This is a genomic window from Kineococcus arenarius subsp. arenarius, from assembly GCF_050871845.1.
In the GTDB taxonomy this organism is placed as follows: domain Bacteria; phylum Actinomycetota; class Actinomycetes; order Actinomycetales; family Kineococcaceae; genus Kineococcus.
The window spans coordinates 57,557-73,994 of sequence record NZ_JBJLSE010000009.1 but is presented as its reverse complement, the minus strand read 5'-3'; the positions used below and the strand labels follow the sequence as shown (position 1 = coordinate 73,994).

Genomic DNA, 16,438 nt, shown 5'->3' with positions numbered 1-16,438 from the left:
CTCCCAGCGCTGCTCGCGCGAGCCGTCGGCGACGACCCGGGCGCCGGCGGAGAGCTGCGCCGGCACCGCGCCCCCGGGGGCGCCGAACCGCACCCCGCGCACCCCGGTGCGCCCGCGGCGTCGCCGTCGGTGGCCGACGGTTACCATGGTCGTGTTCAGGGTTGCCCGGTCGTCAGTAGCGATCGGCTGCCGACTGCCGCGACGCGGCCGCGCACCGCAGGACGAGCCCGTGACGGGACACCGACGAACCTCTCGGCGTCCCCTCCCCGCAGGGCGCCCGGTGCCCGGGCCGCCGCCGCCCCGCACGGGAGACGCATGACCGACGCAGCGGGGTCCACCACGACCCCCGAGACCACCGACACCACCGACACGAGCCCCGCGGCCGAGCCCGCCGGCTTCGCCGCGCACGGCGTGGACGAGCGCATCGTCCGCGCCCTGACCGGCGCGGGCATCACCAGCCCGTTCCCCATCCAGGCGATGACGCTGCCCGTGGCCCTGTCGGGCCACGACATCATCGGCCAGGCCAAGACCGGCACGGGCAAGACCCTCGGCTTCGGCGTGCCGCTGCTGCAGCGCACCGCCGTCCCCGGTGACCCCGCGTACGACGCGCTGGCGGCCCCCGGCAAGCCGCAGGCCCTCGTCGTGGTGCCCACGCGCGAGCTGGCGACCCAGGTCGCCGGCGACCTGACCACCGCGAGCCGCGTCCTGGGCACCCGCATCCTCACCGTCTACGGCGGCCGCGCCTACGAGCCGCAGATCGAGGCCCTCGCCAAGGGCGTCGACGTGGTCGTGGGCACCCCCGGCCGCCTGCTGGACCTGGCGCAGCAGAAGCACCTGGACCTCTCGCACGTCACCTGCGTCGTCCTCGACGAGGCCGACGAGATGCTCGACCTGGGCTTCCTGCCGGACGTGGAGCGCCTGCTGGGGCAGACGTCCCCCGCCCGCCAGACCATGCTCTTCTCCGCGACGATGCCCGGGGCCGTGGTGGCGCTGGGCCGCTCGTACATGCGCCAGCCCACCCACATCCGCGCGGTGGACCCCACCGACGACGGCGCCACCGTGGCCGCCATCACGCAGTTCGTGTACCGCACGCACGCGATGGACAAGGTGGAGGTGCTCGCCCGCCTGCTGCAGGCGGAGGGCCGCGGCCTGACGATCGTGTTCAGCCGCACCAAGCGCACCGCCGCGTCGGTGGCCGAGCAGCTCGCCGAGCGCGGCTTCGCCGCGGCCAGCATCCACGGCGACCTGGGCCAGGGGGCGCGCGAGCAGGCGCTGCGCGCGTTCCGCTCCGGCAAGGTCGACGTCCTGGTGGCCACCGACGTCGCCGCCCGGGGGATCGACGTCGAGGACGTCACGCACGTGGTGAACTACCAGTGCCCCGAGGACGAGAAGACGTACCTGCACCGCATCGGGCGCACGGGGCGGGCCGGCAACACCGGCACGGCCGTCACGTTCGTGGACTGGGACGACCTGCCCCGCTGGGCGCTGGTCGACAAGGCCCTGAGCCTGGGCTTCGGGGAGCCGGCGGAGACGTACTCCAGCTCCCCGCACCTGTTCGAGGACCTCGGCATCCCGCAGGGCACGACGGGCCGCCTGCCGCGGACCCAGCGCACCCGCGCCGGTCTGGGGGCCGAGCAGCTGGAGGACCTGGGCGAGGTCGGTGCCGCCAAGGGCCGCCGCCCGCGCAGCGGGGACCAGCCCCGCGGCGACCAGCCCCGCGGGGAGCGGGCGCAGGGCGGACGGGCGCGGGCCACCACCGCCGAGGGCCCCGACGCGCAGGAGGCCACCGGTGCCGGGGACGCCGACGCGCAGGGGGCCGGCGCGGAGCGGCCCCGGCGCAGCCGCCAGCGCCGGCGCACGCGCGGCGGCGGGGACGGCACCACCGCCGCGGCCCGGGAGCCCGACGGCGAGCCCACCACGGCCGGCGACGTGCCTGCGACGGACGGTGATGGCGCCCCGCGCCGCCGCCGGCGCACGCGCAGCCGCACGGCGGCGCCCGCGGACGCGGCCGCCACGGCGGGCCCGGCGCCCGCCGCCGACTGACCCCGAGCTGCGATCACGGCCCCACCCGCGCAGGGTGGGGTCGTGCCCGTTCGTCCCTCGACCTCGCTCCCGCAGGCCGGCGAGAGCCCCGCGGGGGTGTCCGCGACGCTGCACCGGGGCCCCGTCCTGGAGGTCGCGCTGCTGTGCGCCGGGCTCCTGGAGGAGCTGCACCCGCTGCTGCGGCAGCTCGCCGCGCACGACCCGCGCCCGCGCTGGCACCGTGCCGCGGCCGCCGCGGCGCTGCTGCGCGCGGCGGGCACCGACCCGTGCCGGGCGATGGTGCTGGCGGCCCGCGAGCGCGCCGTGGACGGTGACGTGCACGTGCGCGCGGACGGCGCCGACCCCGACACCGCGGCCCTGCGGCACGCGCTGCGGGTGTCCTGCGTGCTGCGGGCCGCCACCGCGGCCGGGCGCGTACCGGCGCCGCCGGACGCCCAGCGCTACGTGGGTGAGCAGCGCTCCAGCGCCGTGCTGCTGGGCGCCGAGCCCGACGACCTGCCCTCCTGCCTCGAGGAGGTCGAGGCGGACGTCGAGCGGGTGCGCCTCGACGCCACCGGCGCGCGCCCGGCCGGGGCGCTGAGCGCGGTGGGTCCGCCGGGCGGGCGCGCGCCCGCGGGCCGGCGGGTGCCGCTGCCGGCGCTGGGCGACGCGCCGGGGCCGTGGCGGCGGGCCGGTGAGCTGGCCGGGGCCCTGCTGCCGGGCTGGGCGCGCGAGCTGTTCGCGCCGGCCCCCGGCGAGCTCGACGGGCCGCAGCTGCGCGAGGCCCTCGGCGCCCTGCCGTCGCTGGAGGCCGCTGCGGGGTTCAGGCCTCGCCCGTGACGAAGGCGCGGACCGCGTCGGCCACCAGCTGCACGGCGATGGCGGACAGCAGCAGACCCGCCACGCGCGTGACGAGCAGGACGCCGGAGTCGCCGAGCACGCGGTGCACGACCCCGGCGAAGCGCATCGCGAGGTAGAGGGTGACGTGCACGGCGACCACGCCGGCGGCGATGGCGAGGTGGTCGTCCCAGCCGCGCGACTGCTGCACGTAGACCATCGTCGCCACGATGGCGCCGGGACCGGCCAGCAGCGGCGTGCCCAGCGGCACGAGGGCGACGTTGACGCCGACCGTGGAGGTGGGTTCGTCGCCCTTGCCGGTGAGCAGCTCGAGCGCGATGAGCAGCAGCAGCAGCCCGCCGGCGGCCTGCAGCGCCGGCAGGCTGATGTGCAGGTAGTCCAGGATGCGCTGGCCGAACAGCGCGAAGGCGACGATCACGCCCAGGGCCACCAGGACGGCCTGGCGGGCGGCGCGCGAGCGCTCGGCCGTGCTGAAGGGCGCGGTGAGGCCGAGGAAGATCGGCACCGTCCCCAGCGGGTCCATGATGACGAAGAGGGTGACGAAGGTCTCCCCGAACAGCTGCCAGTTCACGAGCCGGGGACCTCGTCCCCGGCGGGGACGGCGTCCTCGGCCCGGACGGCACCGCCGGCCCGGGAGCTCAGCTCCTGCAGCACGTCCGGGTCGGTGGTGTTCTCCCCCAGGAGGTTGCGCTTGCCGGTGCCGTGGTAGTCGCTGGAGCCGGTGACGAGGAGGTCCAGGGAGCGCGCCAGGGCGCGCAGGTGGCGCCGCTCGGCGTCGCTGTGGTCGCGGTGGTCGACCTCGAGGCCCACGAGGCCGGCGGCCACCATCTCCTCCACCTCGGCGTCGCCCACGCAGCTGCCGCGCTTGGAGGCGGCGGGGTGGGCCAGGACCGGCACGCCGCCCGCGGCGCGCACCAGGCCGATCGCCTCCAGGGGGTCGGGGGCGGTGTGCGGGACGAAGTAGGGGCTGCGCCCGGACAGCAGGGTCGCGAAGGCCTCGTCGCGGTCGGCGACGATCCCGGCGGCGACGAGGGCGTCGGCGATGTGCGGGCGGCCGATGGTGGCCTGGCCGTGCACGTGCTCGAGGACGTCCTCCCAGCGCAGGCCGGTGTCGGCGGTCATCCGCTCGACCATGCTGCGGGCGCGGGTGCGCCGGGAGGTGCGGGAGGCGTCGAGCATGCCCACCAGGGCCGCCTCGGCGGGGTCGTGCCAGTACGAGAGCAGGTGCACGGACACGCCGTGCGCCAGGCAGCTGACCTCCATGCCGGGCACGACGCGCACGCCCAGCCGCTCGCCGGCGCTCAGCGCCTCGGCCCAGCCGCTGGTGGTGTCGTGGTCGGTGAGGGCCACGACGTCCAGACCGGCCCGGGCGGCGGACTCGACGACCCCGGAGGGTGGTTCGGTGCCGTCGGAGGCGGTGGAGTGCGTGTGCAGGTCGATGCGCACCGGGCGAGCTTACCGGCGCACGCCCCGGGCCCCGGGCGGCGTGCGGCGGCCGCGGGCGCGGGGGCGGGGCTCAGGCCCACTGCACGCGCGGCGACATCGCCCCGCACGGCGCGTCCGGCACCGGGCGGCGCTCGCGCAGCTCGACGAGCTCGAGGTCGTCCAGCAGCGTGGCGCCGGCGCTGGCGGGCCACAGCAGCACCCACAGCCACACGCCGCCCGCCTCCCCCACCAGCACGGCGCGGTCCCCCTCCGCCGGCACCGGCCACAGGGGGGTGACCGCTCCGGCGGCGTGCGCGCGCGCGACGGGCGGGCCCGCGACGAGCCCGTCGCCGGGGTCGACGTCCCCCCGGCCGGCCAGGTGCGCGCCCAGGCCGGTGCCGGGCCGCTCGGAGACCACGAGCAGCTCCGCCACCGCCGGCGCGGGGTGCGGGCCGTGGCGCGGACCGTGGTGGGGGCCGCTGGCGGCCACGACGACGGCCTGCGCCTCGTGCCGGTCGTCGCGCACGCAGCGGGTGCCGGTGAGCAGCCAGCCGGGCGGCAGGGGCCACGGCAGCCACACCGGCACGTCGGAGTGGCGGGCGATCCACTCCAGGTGGACCGCGTCGGCGGGCTGCGCCGGCTGCAGGGGGACCACCTCGCCGTGGGCCGCGCAGGTGGCCGAGGAGTGCCAGATGCTGGGCGCCCGGACCGCGTCGTCGCAGCGGGGGCACCTCGCCGTACCGCTCATGCCTCACCGTCCTACGCTCCGCGCACGGCGTCAACCCAGGCGTCACTGTGCGTGATCGACGGCCCGGGGGCGGACGGCCGGCGCCCGCCGGGGGGATGATGGCCCGGTGACCGCCGCCGCGACCCAGTCGACCACCACGCCGACCACCACGCCGGCCAGCACGCCGGCCAGCACCGCCGGCCAGGACCCGGAGCAGCCCGTGAGCGAGCTGCTCGACGCCCAGCACCCGGAGGGCCAGGAGGGCGCCGCGCCCGGCGAGGACCCCGAGGACGCGAAGTCGCACCGCACGGTGCCCCGCTCGGCCGCCTTCCGCCGCTTCATCGCCCAGGGCTGGGGCCCGCGCCCGGCCGAGGACGACGAGCCCGCGGAGGCCGCACCGTACGCCGCCCGCCGCAGGGAGGTGCTGTCCTCCCTGTTCCCGGGCGAGGTGCTCGTCGTGCCCGCGGGGCCGCTGGTGCGCCGCTCCAACGACTGCGACTACCGCTACCGGCCCCACTCGGCGTTCGCCCACCTGACCGGCCTGGGCACCGACCGCGAGGCCGACGCGGTGCTCGTCCTGCACCCGCGCGACGCCGACGACCGCGACCCGGGGCGCGAGGGCCCCGATGGTGGCCACGAGGCCGTCCTCTACCTGCGCCCGCAGGGCAGCCGCGACTCCGAGGAGTTCTACGCCAACGCCCGCTACGGCGAGCTGTGGGTGGGCCCGCGCCCGAGCCTGGCCGCGCAGGAGGCCGTCACCGGCATCACCTGCCGCGACGTGGCCCTGCTGGCCGAGGAGCTCGGCGCCTCGGCCGCCGCGGCGGGCACCGCGGGCCTGCGGGTGGTCGCCGACGCCGACCCGGCCGTCACCGCGCTGCTGGCGCCGCTGCGCACCGCGCCCGCCGAGCACGTGCGCGCCGCCGACGACGAGCTCGCCACCGCCCTGTCGGAGCTGCGGCTGGTCAAGGACGAGTGGGAGGTGCGCCAGCTGCGCCAGGCCGTGGCGGCCACCGTGCGCGGCTTCGAGGAGGTCGTGCGGGCTCTGCCGCGCGCCGTGGGGCACCCGCGCGGCGAGCGCGTGGTCGAGGCCGCCTTCGACGGCACCGCCCGCGTGGAGGGCAACGGGGTGGGCTACGAGACGATCTCCGCGGCCGGCGACCACGCCTGCACGCTGCACTGGATCCGCAACGACGGCCCGGTGCGCCCCGGGGACCTGCTGCTGCTGGACGCCGGGGTGGAGGCGGACTCCCTGTACACCGCCGACGTCACCCGCACCCTGCCGGTGCAGGGCCGCTTCAGCGAGGCCCAGCGCCGCGTCTACCAGGCCGTCCTGGACGCCGCGGACGCCGCGTTCGCGGTCGCCCGGCCGGGGGTGCGCTTCCGCGAGGTGCACGAGGCTGCGATGCGCGTCATCGCCGACCGCCTCTCAGCGTGGGGCGTGCTGCCGGTGGACGCCGGGACCTCGCTGGAGCCGGAGGGGCAGTACCACCGCCGCTGGATGGCCCACGGCACCAGCCACCACCTGGGCCTGGACGTGCACGACTGCGCGCAGGCCCGGCGGGAGATGTACCTGGACGCCGAGCTGCGCCCCGGCATGGTGTTCACCATCGAGCCGGGCATCTACGTCAAGGCGGAGGACGAGCTCGCCCCGCCGGAGCTGCGCGGCATCGGCGTGCGCATCGAGGACGACGTGCTGGTCACCGCCGACGGCGTGGAGAACCTCTCCGCGGCCCTGCCGCGCGAGGCCGACGCCGTCGAGGCGTGGATGGCCTCGCTGCGCGGCTGAGGGGCCTCAGCGGGCCGCGTCCTCGCCGGGGCCCTCCCGGCGGGCGTCCTCGTCGAGGGCGCGGCGCTCCGCCTCCCGGCGGGCCCGGCGCTGCTCCTCGACCTTCTCCGCGTAGGTGGGGCCGGACAGGTCCGGCTCCGCCGGGGCCTGCTCCTGCTCCGCCGGTCCGTCCGCGGGGCGCTGCCCCGCCGGCGGGGGCGGCGGCGCGGCCGGTCCCGTGCCGGGCTGCGGCGGCGGCATCCAGCCCTGCGGGGCGCCCGCGCGCGAGGAGGGGTCCGGCGCGCCCCACGGCCCCTGCCCACCACCGGCGGCGTGCGAGCCGGGTGCGGGCGGAGGGGCGCCCCAGGCCCCCTGCTGCGGGCCCGCGCCCCGCCCGAAGCCGTTGGGCAGCTTGGACAGCACCTGCCGCGCCTGGCCGGACATCTGCGGCATGCACAGCACGACGTACTCGCCGGCGACGATCTGGCTGGCGGAGGTGAAGTCGCGGCGCCCGCCCGTCAGCGCGTAGGAGATGACGGCGAAGAGCATGCCGAACCCGGCGCCGATGAGCAGGCCGGTGAGCAGGCCGGCGGTGCCGCCGTTGCCGAACACCGACAGCATCAGCCCGATGAGCAGGCCGAACCACGCCCCCGAGGCCGCCCCCGCCCCGGCCGCGCGCCCGTAGGTCAGCCGGCCCGTCACCCGCTCCACCATCTGCAGGTTGTTGCCCACGATGGTCACGTTCTGGACGGGGAAGTGCTCGTCGGAGAGGAAGTCCACGGCCCGCTGGGCCTCCGCGTACGTGGCGTAGCGGCCGATCGCCTCCCCCTGCGGGGGTGTGGGGGCGCTCAGGCGCTGCTGGCCACCCATGGGCCCGAGGTTGGACATGACGACATCCTCACCGGTTCGACTGGTGCCGCCCGCACCGGGCGGGGGCGGGGGCGCTCGCGCCCCTCACCCGCCCCAACGCACCCGGTGCGGTGATCGTGCCCGCACCGGGTGCGGGCGGTGGGAGGCTCAGGCGCTCTGGCGCTTGACGCCGGCGCGCTCGCCGGCCTTGCGGGTGGCCTGCACCTCGGTGTCGGCGCCCGCGGTGGACAGCTCGCCGCCGGCGGTCTCCAGGTGGGCGCGCACGAACCAGTGGTACTGCTCCAGCACGCCGCTCTGGCTGGTGAGCAGGTCCTCGGTGACCGGGTCGATCTCGCCGGCCGCCTCGATGGCGGAGCGGTGGTCCTTGATGACGCCCGCGTAGACGAGGTCCAGCGCGCCGAGGTGCTCGATGGCGCCGGCGCGGCCGATCGAGTAGTCGTCCCAGTCGCGGTCGGCGACCAGCGCGGCGGGCGTGCCCACCGGCGAGGCGCCCAGGGTGGCGATGCGCTCGGCGACGGCGTCGGCCATCTCGCGCACGGCGTCCACCTGCGGGTCGAGCATCTGGTGCACGGCGATGAAGTGCGGCCCCACCACGTTCCAGTGCACGTGCTTGAGGGTCAGGTGCAGGTCGGTGAGGGCGTTGAGGCGGTTCTGCAGGATGGCCGCGACCTCGCCGCCCTGCTCGTTCGAGAGTCCGGGGACGGTGTAGAGGGGGTTCCCGGACGCCTTCAGCTTCTTGCTCTCCTTGGCCATGGCGCCACGGTAGGAGGGCACCGGCGCTCCCGCGCGCCGAGATCCGGGCGGCCCCGCGCACGCGGGGCCCTCTAGCCTGAGGCGCGTGACCGGTTCCCCCAAGCGCGTCTTCGCCGCCCGGCTGGCGGGCACGTCCGTGTTCGACCCGCAGGGCGACCAGGTGGGCCGGGTCCGCGACGTGGTGGGCGTGCTGCGCCCGCGCGGGCCGCAGCGCGTCATCGGCCTGGTCGTGGAGGTCCCCGGCCGCCGTCGCGTGTTCGTGCCCATGACGCGCGTCACCAGCGTCGACACCGGGCAGGTCCTGACCACCGGCCTGGTGAACATGCGCCGCTTCGAGCAGCGCGGCACCGAGACGCTGCTGCTGGGCGAGCTGCTGGACCGCACCGTGCAGCTGACCGACGGCAGCGGGGTCGCGACCATCGAGGACCTCGGCCTGGAACCGGTGCGCCCGCGCGACTGGCGGCTGACCAAGCTGTTCGTGCGCCGCGGCACCGCACCGCGCGGGCTGTCCGGGCGGCTGCGCCGGCGCGGGGAGACCATGACGGTGGACGTGGGCGCCGTGGTGGGGCTGACCACCACCGAGCTGGACCAGGGCGCCACGAACCTGCTGGCCGCCTTCGAGGAGCTGCGCGCCACCGACCTGGCGGACGTCATCCACGAGCTGACCCCCAAGCGCCGCGTGGAGGTCGCCGCCGCCCTGGACGACGAGCGCCTGGCCGACGTGCTGGAGGAGCTGCCCGAGGACGACCAGGTGGAGATCCTCTCCGCCCTGGAGGGCGACCGCGCCGCGCACGTGCTGGAGGAGATGCAGCCCGACGACGCCGCGGACCTCCTCTCGGACCTGCCGCCGGAGCAGGCCGAGCGGCTGCTGGCCCTGATGGAGCCGGACGACGCCGCACCGGTGCGCCGGCTGCTCGCCTACGACGAGCACACCGCCGGCGGCCTGATGACCTCCGACCCGGTGGTGCTGGCCCCCGACGACACGGTGGCCGAGGCGCTGGCGCACGTGCGCCGCGTGGAGCTGACGGCCCCGCTGGCCTCGGCGGTCTACGTGTGCCGCCCGCCGCTGGAGACGCCCACCGGCCGCTACCTGGGCACCGCGCACCTGCAGCGGCTGCTGCGCGAGCCGCCCCAGACGCCGCTGGGGCAGGTCATCGACAAGGACGTGGAACCGCTGGCCCCGGAGGAGACGCTGCAGGGCGTCACCCGGCAGCTGGCCGCGTACAACCTCGTCTCGATGCCGGTGGTGGACGAGGACGGGCACCTGCTGGGCGCGGTGACGGCCGACGACGTGCTGGACCACCTGCTGCCGGACGACTGGCGCGACGCCGAGGAGGAGGTCTTCGAGGTGGGTCGTGGCTGAGCGTTCCCCGCGCCGCGAGCGCCAGCGCGCCGAGGCCGTGGGGCTGGACACCCCGCGCGAGGCGCGCCGCCAGCTGCTGGCGCGCCCCCAGCTGGACCCGGACGCCTTCGGGCGGGCCAGCGAGGCGTTCGCCCGGTTCATGGGCACCGGCCGCTTCCTCGTCTACATGACGGCGTTCGTCGCGGTGTGGCTGGCGTGGAACACGTTCGCGCCGCCGAGCGCGCAGTTCGACCCGGAGGCGCTGAACTACACGCTGCTGACGCTCATCCTGTCGCTGCAGGCGTCCTACGCGGCGCCGCTGATCCTGCTGGCGCAGAACCGCCAGGACGACCGCGACCGCGTCCTGAACGAGCAGGACCGCGCCCGCGACGAGCGCGCCCTGGCCGACACCGAGTACCTCACGCGCGAGGTGGCGGCCCTGCGCATCGCGCTGCGCGACGTGGCCACCCGCGACTTCGTGCGCTCGGAGCTGCGCAGCGTGCTGGATGAGCTGCGCGAGGAGGACGCCGAGCGGGACGGCCGGGAGGCGGGCAAGCGCAAGGGCGGCAAGAAGCGCAAGCGCGCCGGCGAGGGCGGCGAGGAGGCGGCCGGTGCCGCGCGGAGCACCCCCGGGGGCGGTGCGCTCGGGGACCCCGCGGAGGACCAGGCGGGATCCCCCTCCAGCTGAGCACCCGGCGTGCCGATGCACTGTCCGTGACGACTCTCGACGACGCCCGCCCCGGTGCGCCCGCGCCCGCGGGCCAGACCCGCAGGCGCCTCGGCGACGTGCTCGTCGAGAAGGGCCTGCTGCTGCCGGAGGACCTCGACCACGCGCTGAACGAGCAGCGCAACGGGGAGGGCCCGCGCCGGCGCCTGGGGCAGATCCTCGTCGACCTCGGCCTGGTCTCCGAGGCGGAGCTGGCGCTGTGCCTGGCGGACCTGCTGAGCCTGGAGCACGTGGACCTGTCCAAGGTCAGCATCTCCCCGGACGTGGTGCGGCTGCTGCCGCGGGCGGTCGCCGAGCGCTGCCGCGTGCTGGTGCTGGACAAGACGCCCGAGTACCTGCTGGTGGCCGCCGCCGACCCCACCAACGTGCTGGCGCTGGACGACGTCAAGCTCTACACCCGCACCCCCGAGCTGCACGTCGTCGTGGCGATGGACTCGCAGATCCGCGACCACCTGGCGCGCGCCTGGTCGCTGACCGAGGACACCTCCCAGGTCAGCCGCATGGTCGAGGAGGCCGACGACGACGACGCGCAGGACGCGCTGGCGGCCCTGTCCGGCTCCGTCGACGACGACGCACCCATCGTCAAGCTCGTCAACCGGATCCTGTCCGACGCGGTGCGGCTGCGCTGCTCCGACATCCACCTGGAGTCCCAGCGCGACCAGCTGCGGGTGCGCTTCCGCGTCGACGGCCTGCTGCGCGACGTGATGAGCGCCCCCAAGCGCGTGGCGCCCAGCGTCATCAGCCGCATCAAGATCATCTCCGGTCTGGACATCTCCGAGCGCCGCGTGCCGCAGGACGGCCGCACCCGCGTGACCGTCGACGGCTCCGCGATCGACTGCCGCGTCTCGACGCTGCCGGCCCTGCACGGGGAGAAGGTCGTCATCCGCCTGCTCACCCGCGGCGACGACGTGCCCAGCCTGGAGTCGCTGGGCTTCGAGCCGGAGCAGCTGGACGTCTTCAGCCGGGCCCTGACCGTGCCGCAGGGCCTGGTGCTCATCACCGGCCCCACCGGCTCGGGCAAGACGAACACGCTGTACGCGGCCATCCACGCGACGATGAGCCCGGAGAAGAACATCATCACGCTGGAGGACCCCGTCGAGGTCCAGCTGCCGGGCATCACCCAGGTGCAGGTCAACACCAAGGTCGGCATGACCTTCTCCGCCGGCCTGCGCTCGGTGCTGCGCCAGGACCCCGACATCGTCCTCATCGGTGAGGTCCGCGACTCCGAGACCGCCGAGCTGGCGCTGAAGGCGTCCATGACCGGTCACCTCGTGCTGACCACCCTGCACACCAACTCCGCCGTCGGGGCGCTGACCCGCCTGGTGGACATGGGCGCCGCCCCGTTCCTGGTCGCCAGCTCGCTGACGGCCGCGATCGCGCAGCGCCTGGTCCGCAAGCCGTGCGACTCCTGCGCCGACGGGTACATCCCGGACGAGGACACCCTGGCGCTGCTGGGCCTGACGATCGAGGACATCCTCGACGCCACCCCGCTGCGCGGCACCGGCTGCCCCGACTGCGGCGGCACCGGCTACCGCGGCCGCACCGCCGTGTACGAGGTCCTCGACGTCACGCCCAGCGTCCGCAAGGTCCTCATGAGCACGCCGACGGAGTCGGCGCTGACCGAGGAGGCCGCCCGCATCGGCATGAGCACCCTGCGCACCTCCGCGCTGGCGAAGGCCATGCGCGGGGAGACGACCTTCGAGGAGGTCGTGCGCGTCACCGCGGGCTGAGCCCGGCGGCTGAACCGACCGGCGCTGGACCCGCGGGCGGTGCCGCACCGGGCGCGGACGTACCCTGGCGGCGTGCTGCCCACCCCCGACGCCGTCCGCACCGCGCTGAACGCGGTGAACGACCCCGAGCTGCACCGGCCCATCACGGAGCTGGGGATGGTCGAACGGGTGGACGTGGGCGACGACGGCGTCGTGTCCGTTCGGGTGCTGCTGACGACCGCCGGCTGCCCCATGCGCGACCGGCTGACCTCGGACGTGACCGCGGCCGTGCGGGGCGTGGCGGGCGCGCGCGGCGTGCGGGTGGCCTTCGGGGAGATGACGCCCGAGCAGCGGGCCGAGCTGACGGTGAAGCTGCGCGGGAGCACGCAGGCCGCGCCCACCATCCGGTTCAACGAGCCGGGCAACCTGACGCGCGTCTACGCCGTCGCCTCCGGCAAGGGCGGGGTGGGCAAGTCCAGCGTCACGGTGAACCTGGCGGCGGCGATGGCCGCCGACGGGCTGCGGGTCGGCGTGCTGGACGCCGACGTGCACGGCTTCTCCGTGCCGCGCCTGCTGGGCGTCACCGGCCGCCCGACGAAGGTGGACTCGCTGATCCTGCCGCCCACCGGGCACGGGGTGCGCGTCATCTCCATCGGCATGTTCGTGCCGGGCAACGAGCCCGTCGCGTGGCGCGGGCCGATGCTGCACCGGGCGCTGCAGCAGTTCGCCTCCGAGGTGTTCTGGGGCGACCTGGACGTGCTCCTGCTGGACCTGCCCCCGGGCACCGGCGACATCGCCATCAGCGTGGGGCAGCTGCTGCCGGGCGCGGAGGTGCTGGTGGTCACCACGCCGCAGGCCGCGGCCGCCGAGGTCGCCGAGCGGGCCGGGGCGGTGGCGGCGCAGACGTCCCAGCGCGTGGTGGGCGTGGTGGAGAACATGAGCTGGCTGCAGCTGCCCGACGGTGAGCGCATGGAGCTGTTCGGCTCCGGCGGTGGCGCGCGGGTGGCGGCCTCGCTGACCGAGCGGCTGGGCACCCCGGTGCCGCTGTTGGGTCAGGTCCCGATGGACGTGACGCTGCGCGAGGGTGGCGACGCGGGGGTGCCGGTGGTGCTCAGCGCGCCGGACTCCCCCGCCGCGGTGGCGCTGCGGGAGCTCGCGCGGGCCCTGGCCGTCCGGCCGCGGGGCCTGGCGGGCCGGCGGCTGGGCGTCAGCGTCGCCTGAGCGGCCCCGCCCGGGCGCTCCCGGTGGAGCCGCCCGGGGGCGTGCCTCAGGTGGCGTCCTCGTCGTAGGGCGCGGCGGCCGGCGCGGGTTCCTTCTTCTTCAAGTCCACCCCGGTGGTGGCGGACGCGCCGCCGGAGGAGCCGCCGGTGCCGTTGCGGGGCGCGGAGGCCGCGTGCGAACCGCTGTTCTTCTTGGGGGCCGGCTCGTCGTCCCAGACGTCCGACAGCGCGTCGCGCACGATGCGCCGCGGGTCGTACTGGCGCGGGTCGAGCTTCTGCCAGTCGATGTCGTCGAACTCCGGGCCGAGCTCCTCGCGCATCTGGGCCTGCGCGCCCTTGGCGAAGCGGCGCACCGACTTCACCAGGTGGGCGAGCTGCTCGGCGTACTGGGGCAGTCGCTCCGGGCCGAGGATCACCAGGGCCACCACGAGGAGGACGACCAGCTCGCCGCCGTTGATGCCGAACACGTCGCGATCCTAACCGTCGGCTTCGAGCGTCACGGGCACCTCGAGGTCCTGACCACCCCTGCGGACGGTCAGCGTCACCGTGTCGCCGGGCTGGCGGGCGCGGATGTCGACGATGAGCTCGGCGGGTTCGGTGACCGGGCGGCCGTCGACGGCCAGCACGACGTCCCCGGGCAGCAGGCCCGCGCGATCCCCGGGACCACCGGCCTGCACCGCCCCGGGCTGGTCCAGGACCCGGACCCCCTCGCCGCGGTACTGGCCGTCCAGGGAGACCCGGATGACGGGGTGCACGGCACGGCCGGTCCGGATGAGCTGCTCGGCGGTGCGCCGGGCCTGCTCGGAGGGGATGGAGAAGCCGAGCCCGATGCTGCCGGCGCTGCCGCCGACGACGGGCACCGAGGCGATGGCGGAGTTGACGCCGACGACCTGGCCGCGGGCGTCGAGCAGCGGGCCGCCGGAGTTGCCGGGGTTGATCGCGGCGTCCGTCTGGATGGCCTGGATGTAGGACGCCTCCCCCGCGCCGTCCCCGCCGGCGCTGACCGGCCGGTTCAGCGCCGAGACGATGCCCTCGGTGACCGTGCCCTGCAGCCCCAGCGGAGCCCCCACCGCGACGACCCGGTCGCCGACGACGACGCTGCCGGAGTCGCCCATCGCCAGCGCCCGCAGGCCGGGGCGCTCGACGCGCACGACGGCCAGGTCGTAGGAGGCGTCGGCGCCCACGACCTCGCCGGGGGCCTGCGCACCGTCCTGGAACAGGACGGTGACGCCGTCGTCGTAGGCGCCCGCCACGACGTGGTTGTTGGTGAGCACGAACGCCGCGGAGCCGCCGTCCACACCGGCGTCCAGGACGAAACCCGACCCCGTCCCCGCTCCCCCGCTGCCCTCCACCTGCAGGGAGACCACGCTGGGCAGGGCCGCGGCGGCGATGGCGGCCACGCTGCCCTCGGGCCGCGCGGTGGTGCCCGGGGCGGCCGCGGGCAGGGTGACGGTGGGGTACGTGCGCGCGCCGCCCCAGCGCTCCTGCAGCAGGGCCCCGGCGAAGCCGCCGGTGACGCCGAGCAGCAGCACCGCCGAGCCCGCGCCGAGCAGGCGCGCGGCGCGCCCGTCGCGGCGGGGGGCGGGAGGCGGCCAGGGGGGGCCGGGCTGCGCCGGCCAGGCCGGTTCCGGCTCGCCCCAGCCGGGCGGCGCGGGCTCGCCCCAGGCGGGGTCCGGCTGCGGGGGCCCGGCCCACGGGTCGCGGGGGTCCGCGCCGGTGCGCTGGTCCCGGTCCTCCGGCAGGGGCGGACCGCTCACGGGGCGGCCGGGGCGGTCGCCACCGCACCGGGCGCGGACGGGGTCGCCGGGACCGGCTCGGACGCCGCGGGAGAGGGGTTCGCGGGGGCGCTGGAGGGGGTGGTGCGCAGCTCCGCCACCGGCGCGGGGCCGCTCGCGTGCTGCCCGCCGAGGACGAGGAACCCGGCGATGCCCACACCGAGCAGGGAGAAGGTGCCGGCCAGCGCCGCGGCCACGGGACGCCGGCGGGCACGGCGCCCGGGGCGGGCCGACGGGCGCAGCGCCCGCGGGCGGGTGGTGTCCGGCCGGGCGGGCGGGGCGAGGCCGACGGCGGGGCGCGCGGGCGCCGCCATCGGCCGGTCGCGCGGCGGCAGCGGGCCGGTGGGGCCCCCGATGTCCAGCAGCCGCACCAGCAGGTCCCCGGAGACCTCCGGCTCGGGCAGGGCGCGCAGCCGGGCGCGGACGAGGCGCTCGGCCTCCACCGCCTCGGCGCACTCGCAGCAGGCGCGCAGGTGCTCGCCGGCGCGCAGCGCCGCGTCGGGAGCGAGCCGCCCGTCGACGAGCGGGCTGACCCGCGCGCCGAGGTGCGGTCCGCTCACGAGCGCTCCTCGCCCAGGGCCAGCCGGGCGGGGGGCGCCGCGGGCGGCCGCGGGGCGCGGTGCGCCAGGGCCGTGCGCAGCTGGGCGCGACCGCGGTGGATGCGCGAGCGCACCGTGCCGAGCTTCACGCCGAGGGTGGCGGCGATCTCCTCGTAGGAGAGCCCCTCGATGTCGCACAGCACGACCACGGCGCGGAAGTCCGGCGGCAGGGAGTCCAGCGCCGCCTGGACGTCGTCGTCGAGGTTGCGGTGCTCGAAGGCCCGCTCGGGGCTCACGTCCGTGCTGGGCAGCTTCTCCCCGGCGTCCTCGGCCAGCGCGTCGAAGCGGATGCGCTGCTTGCGGCGGACCTGGTCCAGGAAGAGGTTGGTGGTGATGCGGTGCAGCCACCCCTCGAAGGTGCCCGGCTGGTAGCTGGACAGGGAGCGGAAGACCCGCACGAACACCTCCTGCGTGAGGTCCTCGGCGTCGTGGCGGTTGCCCGTCAGGCGGTAGGCCAGGCGGTACACCCTGCCGGAGTGGTCGCGCACGACCTCCTCCCACGTCGGCGGCGCCCACGTCGAGGCGGCGACCGGCGACGGCTCGGCCGCCGGGGCACCGCCCGGGTCGTCTGGCACGGGGTTCCTCCTGGCACGGGCGGGAAGGGGGACCGCGAACGGCACCGCCACTGCTCCCATCGTCCCCCACT

Annotated in this window: 16 protein-coding genes; 7 read left to right on the top strand and 9 right to left on the bottom strand. The window is 76.7% G+C overall.

Going from position 1 to position 16,438, the window contains the following annotated elements:
* Positions 1-315 precede the first annotated feature (315 nt).
* Complete coding sequence (locus tag ACRYM0_RS04365) at positions 316-2,043, top strand: DEAD/DEAH box helicase (protein ID WP_432502373.1); 1,728 nt, start codon at positions 316-318, stop codon at positions 2,041-2,043.
* Between the two features lie 42 nt (positions 2,044-2,085).
* Positions 2,086-2,862 carry an oxygenase MpaB family protein gene (locus ACRYM0_RS04360; RefSeq protein WP_432502376.1) on the top strand — a complete coding sequence of 259 codons (777 nt, stop codon included), beginning with the start codon at positions 2,086-2,088 and terminating at the stop codon, positions 2,860-2,862.
* On the opposite strand, the gene ACRYM0_RS04355 is transcribed toward ACRYM0_RS04360, so the two are convergent.
* The 3 genes from ACRYM0_RS04355 to ACRYM0_RS04345 form a co-directional block, all read right to left on the bottom strand.
* On the bottom strand, positions 2,846-3,451 hold the full coding sequence (locus ACRYM0_RS04355) for a MarC family protein (protein ID WP_432502378.1): 606 nt from the start codon (positions 3,449-3,451) through the stop codon (positions 2,846-2,848). The genes ACRYM0_RS04360 and ACRYM0_RS04355 overlap by 17 nt on opposite strands.
* Positions 3,448-4,326, bottom strand: coding sequence for a PHP domain-containing protein (locus tag ACRYM0_RS04350; protein ID WP_432502379.1), 879 nt, complete (start codon positions 4,324-4,326; stop codon positions 3,448-3,450). Before ACRYM0_RS04350 ends, ACRYM0_RS04355 begins: the two co-directional genes overlap by 4 nt.
* 70 nt (positions 4,327-4,396) lie before the next feature.
* Positions 4,397-5,053, bottom strand: coding sequence for a DUF6758 family protein (locus ACRYM0_RS04345; RefSeq protein WP_432502382.1), 657 nt, complete (start codon positions 5,051-5,053; stop codon positions 4,397-4,399).
* A 106-nt stretch (positions 5,054-5,159) separates the two neighbouring features.
* On the opposite strand from ACRYM0_RS04345, the gene ACRYM0_RS04340 reads away from it, so the two are divergent.
* Positions 5,160-6,818, top strand: coding sequence for an aminopeptidase P family protein (locus ACRYM0_RS04340; RefSeq protein ID WP_432502384.1), 1,659 nt, complete (start codon positions 5,160-5,162; stop codon positions 6,816-6,818).
* A gap of 6 nt (positions 6,819-6,824) precedes the next feature.
* Here ACRYM0_RS04340 and ACRYM0_RS04335 read toward each other — a convergent pair whose 3' ends face one another.
* Together ACRYM0_RS04335 and ACRYM0_RS04330 are read right to left on the bottom strand one after the other, a co-directional pair.
* Complete coding sequence (locus ACRYM0_RS04335; protein ID WP_432502386.1) at positions 6,825-7,685, bottom strand: YflT domain-containing protein; 861 nt, start codon at positions 7,683-7,685, stop codon at positions 6,825-6,827.
* Between the two features lie 129 nt (positions 7,686-7,814).
* Positions 7,815-8,420: a Dps family protein gene (locus ACRYM0_RS04330; protein WP_432502388.1), complete on the bottom strand. Its 606-nt coding sequence runs from the start codon at positions 8,418-8,420 to the stop codon at positions 7,815-7,817.
* 85 nt (positions 8,421-8,505) lie between these two features.
* Between ACRYM0_RS04330 and ACRYM0_RS04325 the strand changes: the two genes are divergently transcribed.
* The 4 genes from ACRYM0_RS04325 (at position 8,506) to ACRYM0_RS04310 (ending at position 13,419) form a co-directional block, all read left to right on the top strand.
* A complete protein-coding gene (locus ACRYM0_RS04325; protein WP_432502389.1) occupies positions 8,506-9,783 on the top strand; it encodes a magnesium transporter MgtE N-terminal domain-containing protein in 1,278 nt (425 codons plus the stop codon).
* Positions 9,776-10,450: a DUF1003 domain-containing protein gene (locus tag ACRYM0_RS04320; RefSeq protein ID WP_432502391.1), complete on the top strand. Its 675-nt coding sequence runs from the start codon at positions 9,776-9,778 to the stop codon at positions 10,448-10,450. Before ACRYM0_RS04325 ends, ACRYM0_RS04320 begins: the two co-directional genes overlap by 8 nt.
* Positions 10,451-10,476: 26 nt before the next feature.
* A complete protein-coding gene (locus tag ACRYM0_RS04315; RefSeq protein WP_432502393.1) occupies positions 10,477-12,219 on the top strand; it encodes a GspE/PulE family protein in 1,743 nt (580 codons plus the stop codon).
* Positions 12,220-12,294: 75 nt separating this feature from the next.
* Positions 12,295-13,419 carry an Mrp/NBP35 family ATP-binding protein gene (locus ACRYM0_RS04310; protein WP_432502434.1) on the top strand — a complete coding sequence of 375 codons (1,125 nt, stop codon included), beginning with the start codon at positions 12,295-12,297 and terminating at the stop codon, positions 13,417-13,419.
* 46 nt (positions 13,420-13,465) lie between these two features.
* On the opposite strand, the gene ACRYM0_RS04305 is transcribed toward ACRYM0_RS04310, so the two are convergent.
* From ACRYM0_RS04305 to sigE, 4 genes are read right to left on the bottom strand one after another with little or no spacing between them, the layout of a single operon-like run.
* On the bottom strand, positions 13,466-13,885 hold the full coding sequence (locus ACRYM0_RS04305) for a twin-arginine translocase TatA/TatE family subunit (RefSeq protein ID WP_432502395.1): 420 nt from the start codon (positions 13,883-13,885) through the stop codon (positions 13,466-13,468).
* Positions 13,886-13,894: 9 nt separating this feature from the next.
* A complete protein-coding gene (locus tag ACRYM0_RS04300) occupies positions 13,895-15,175 on the bottom strand; it encodes a S1C family serine protease (protein WP_432502397.1) in 1,281 nt (426 codons plus the stop codon).
* Entirely contained in the window at positions 15,172-15,753 is a 582-nt protein-coding gene (locus ACRYM0_RS04295; RefSeq protein WP_432502399.1) for an anti-sigma factor family protein, read from the bottom strand. Before ACRYM0_RS04295 ends, ACRYM0_RS04300 begins: the two co-directional genes overlap by 4 nt.
* Entirely contained in the window at positions 15,750-16,427 is a 678-nt protein-coding gene (gene sigE, locus ACRYM0_RS04290) for an RNA polymerase sigma factor SigE (protein ID WP_432502400.1), read from the bottom strand. The genes ACRYM0_RS04295 and sigE overlap by 4 nt, the downstream gene beginning before the upstream one ends.
* Positions 16,428-16,438: the final 11 nt, after the last annotated feature.

Coding starts and splice junctions, on each gene's coding strand:
- sigE (WP_432502400.1), bottom strand. CDS start 16,427: ATGGGAGCAGTGGCGGTGCCGTTCGCGGTCCCCCTTCCCGCCCGTGCC.
- ACRYM0_RS04330 (WP_432502388.1), bottom strand. CDS start 8,420: ATGGCCAAGGAGAGCAAGAAGCTGAAGGCGTCCGGGAACCCCCTCTAC.
- ACRYM0_RS04335 (WP_432502386.1), bottom strand. CDS start 7,685: ATGTCCAACCTCGGGCCCATGGGTGGCCAGCAGCGCCTGAGCGCCCCC.
- ACRYM0_RS04365 (WP_432502373.1), top strand. CDS start 316: ATGACCGACGCAGCGGGGTCCACCACGACCCCCGAGACCACCGACACC.
- ACRYM0_RS04345 (WP_432502382.1), bottom strand. CDS start 5,053: ATGAGCGGTACGGCGAGGTGCCCCCGCTGCGACGACGCGGTCCGGGCG.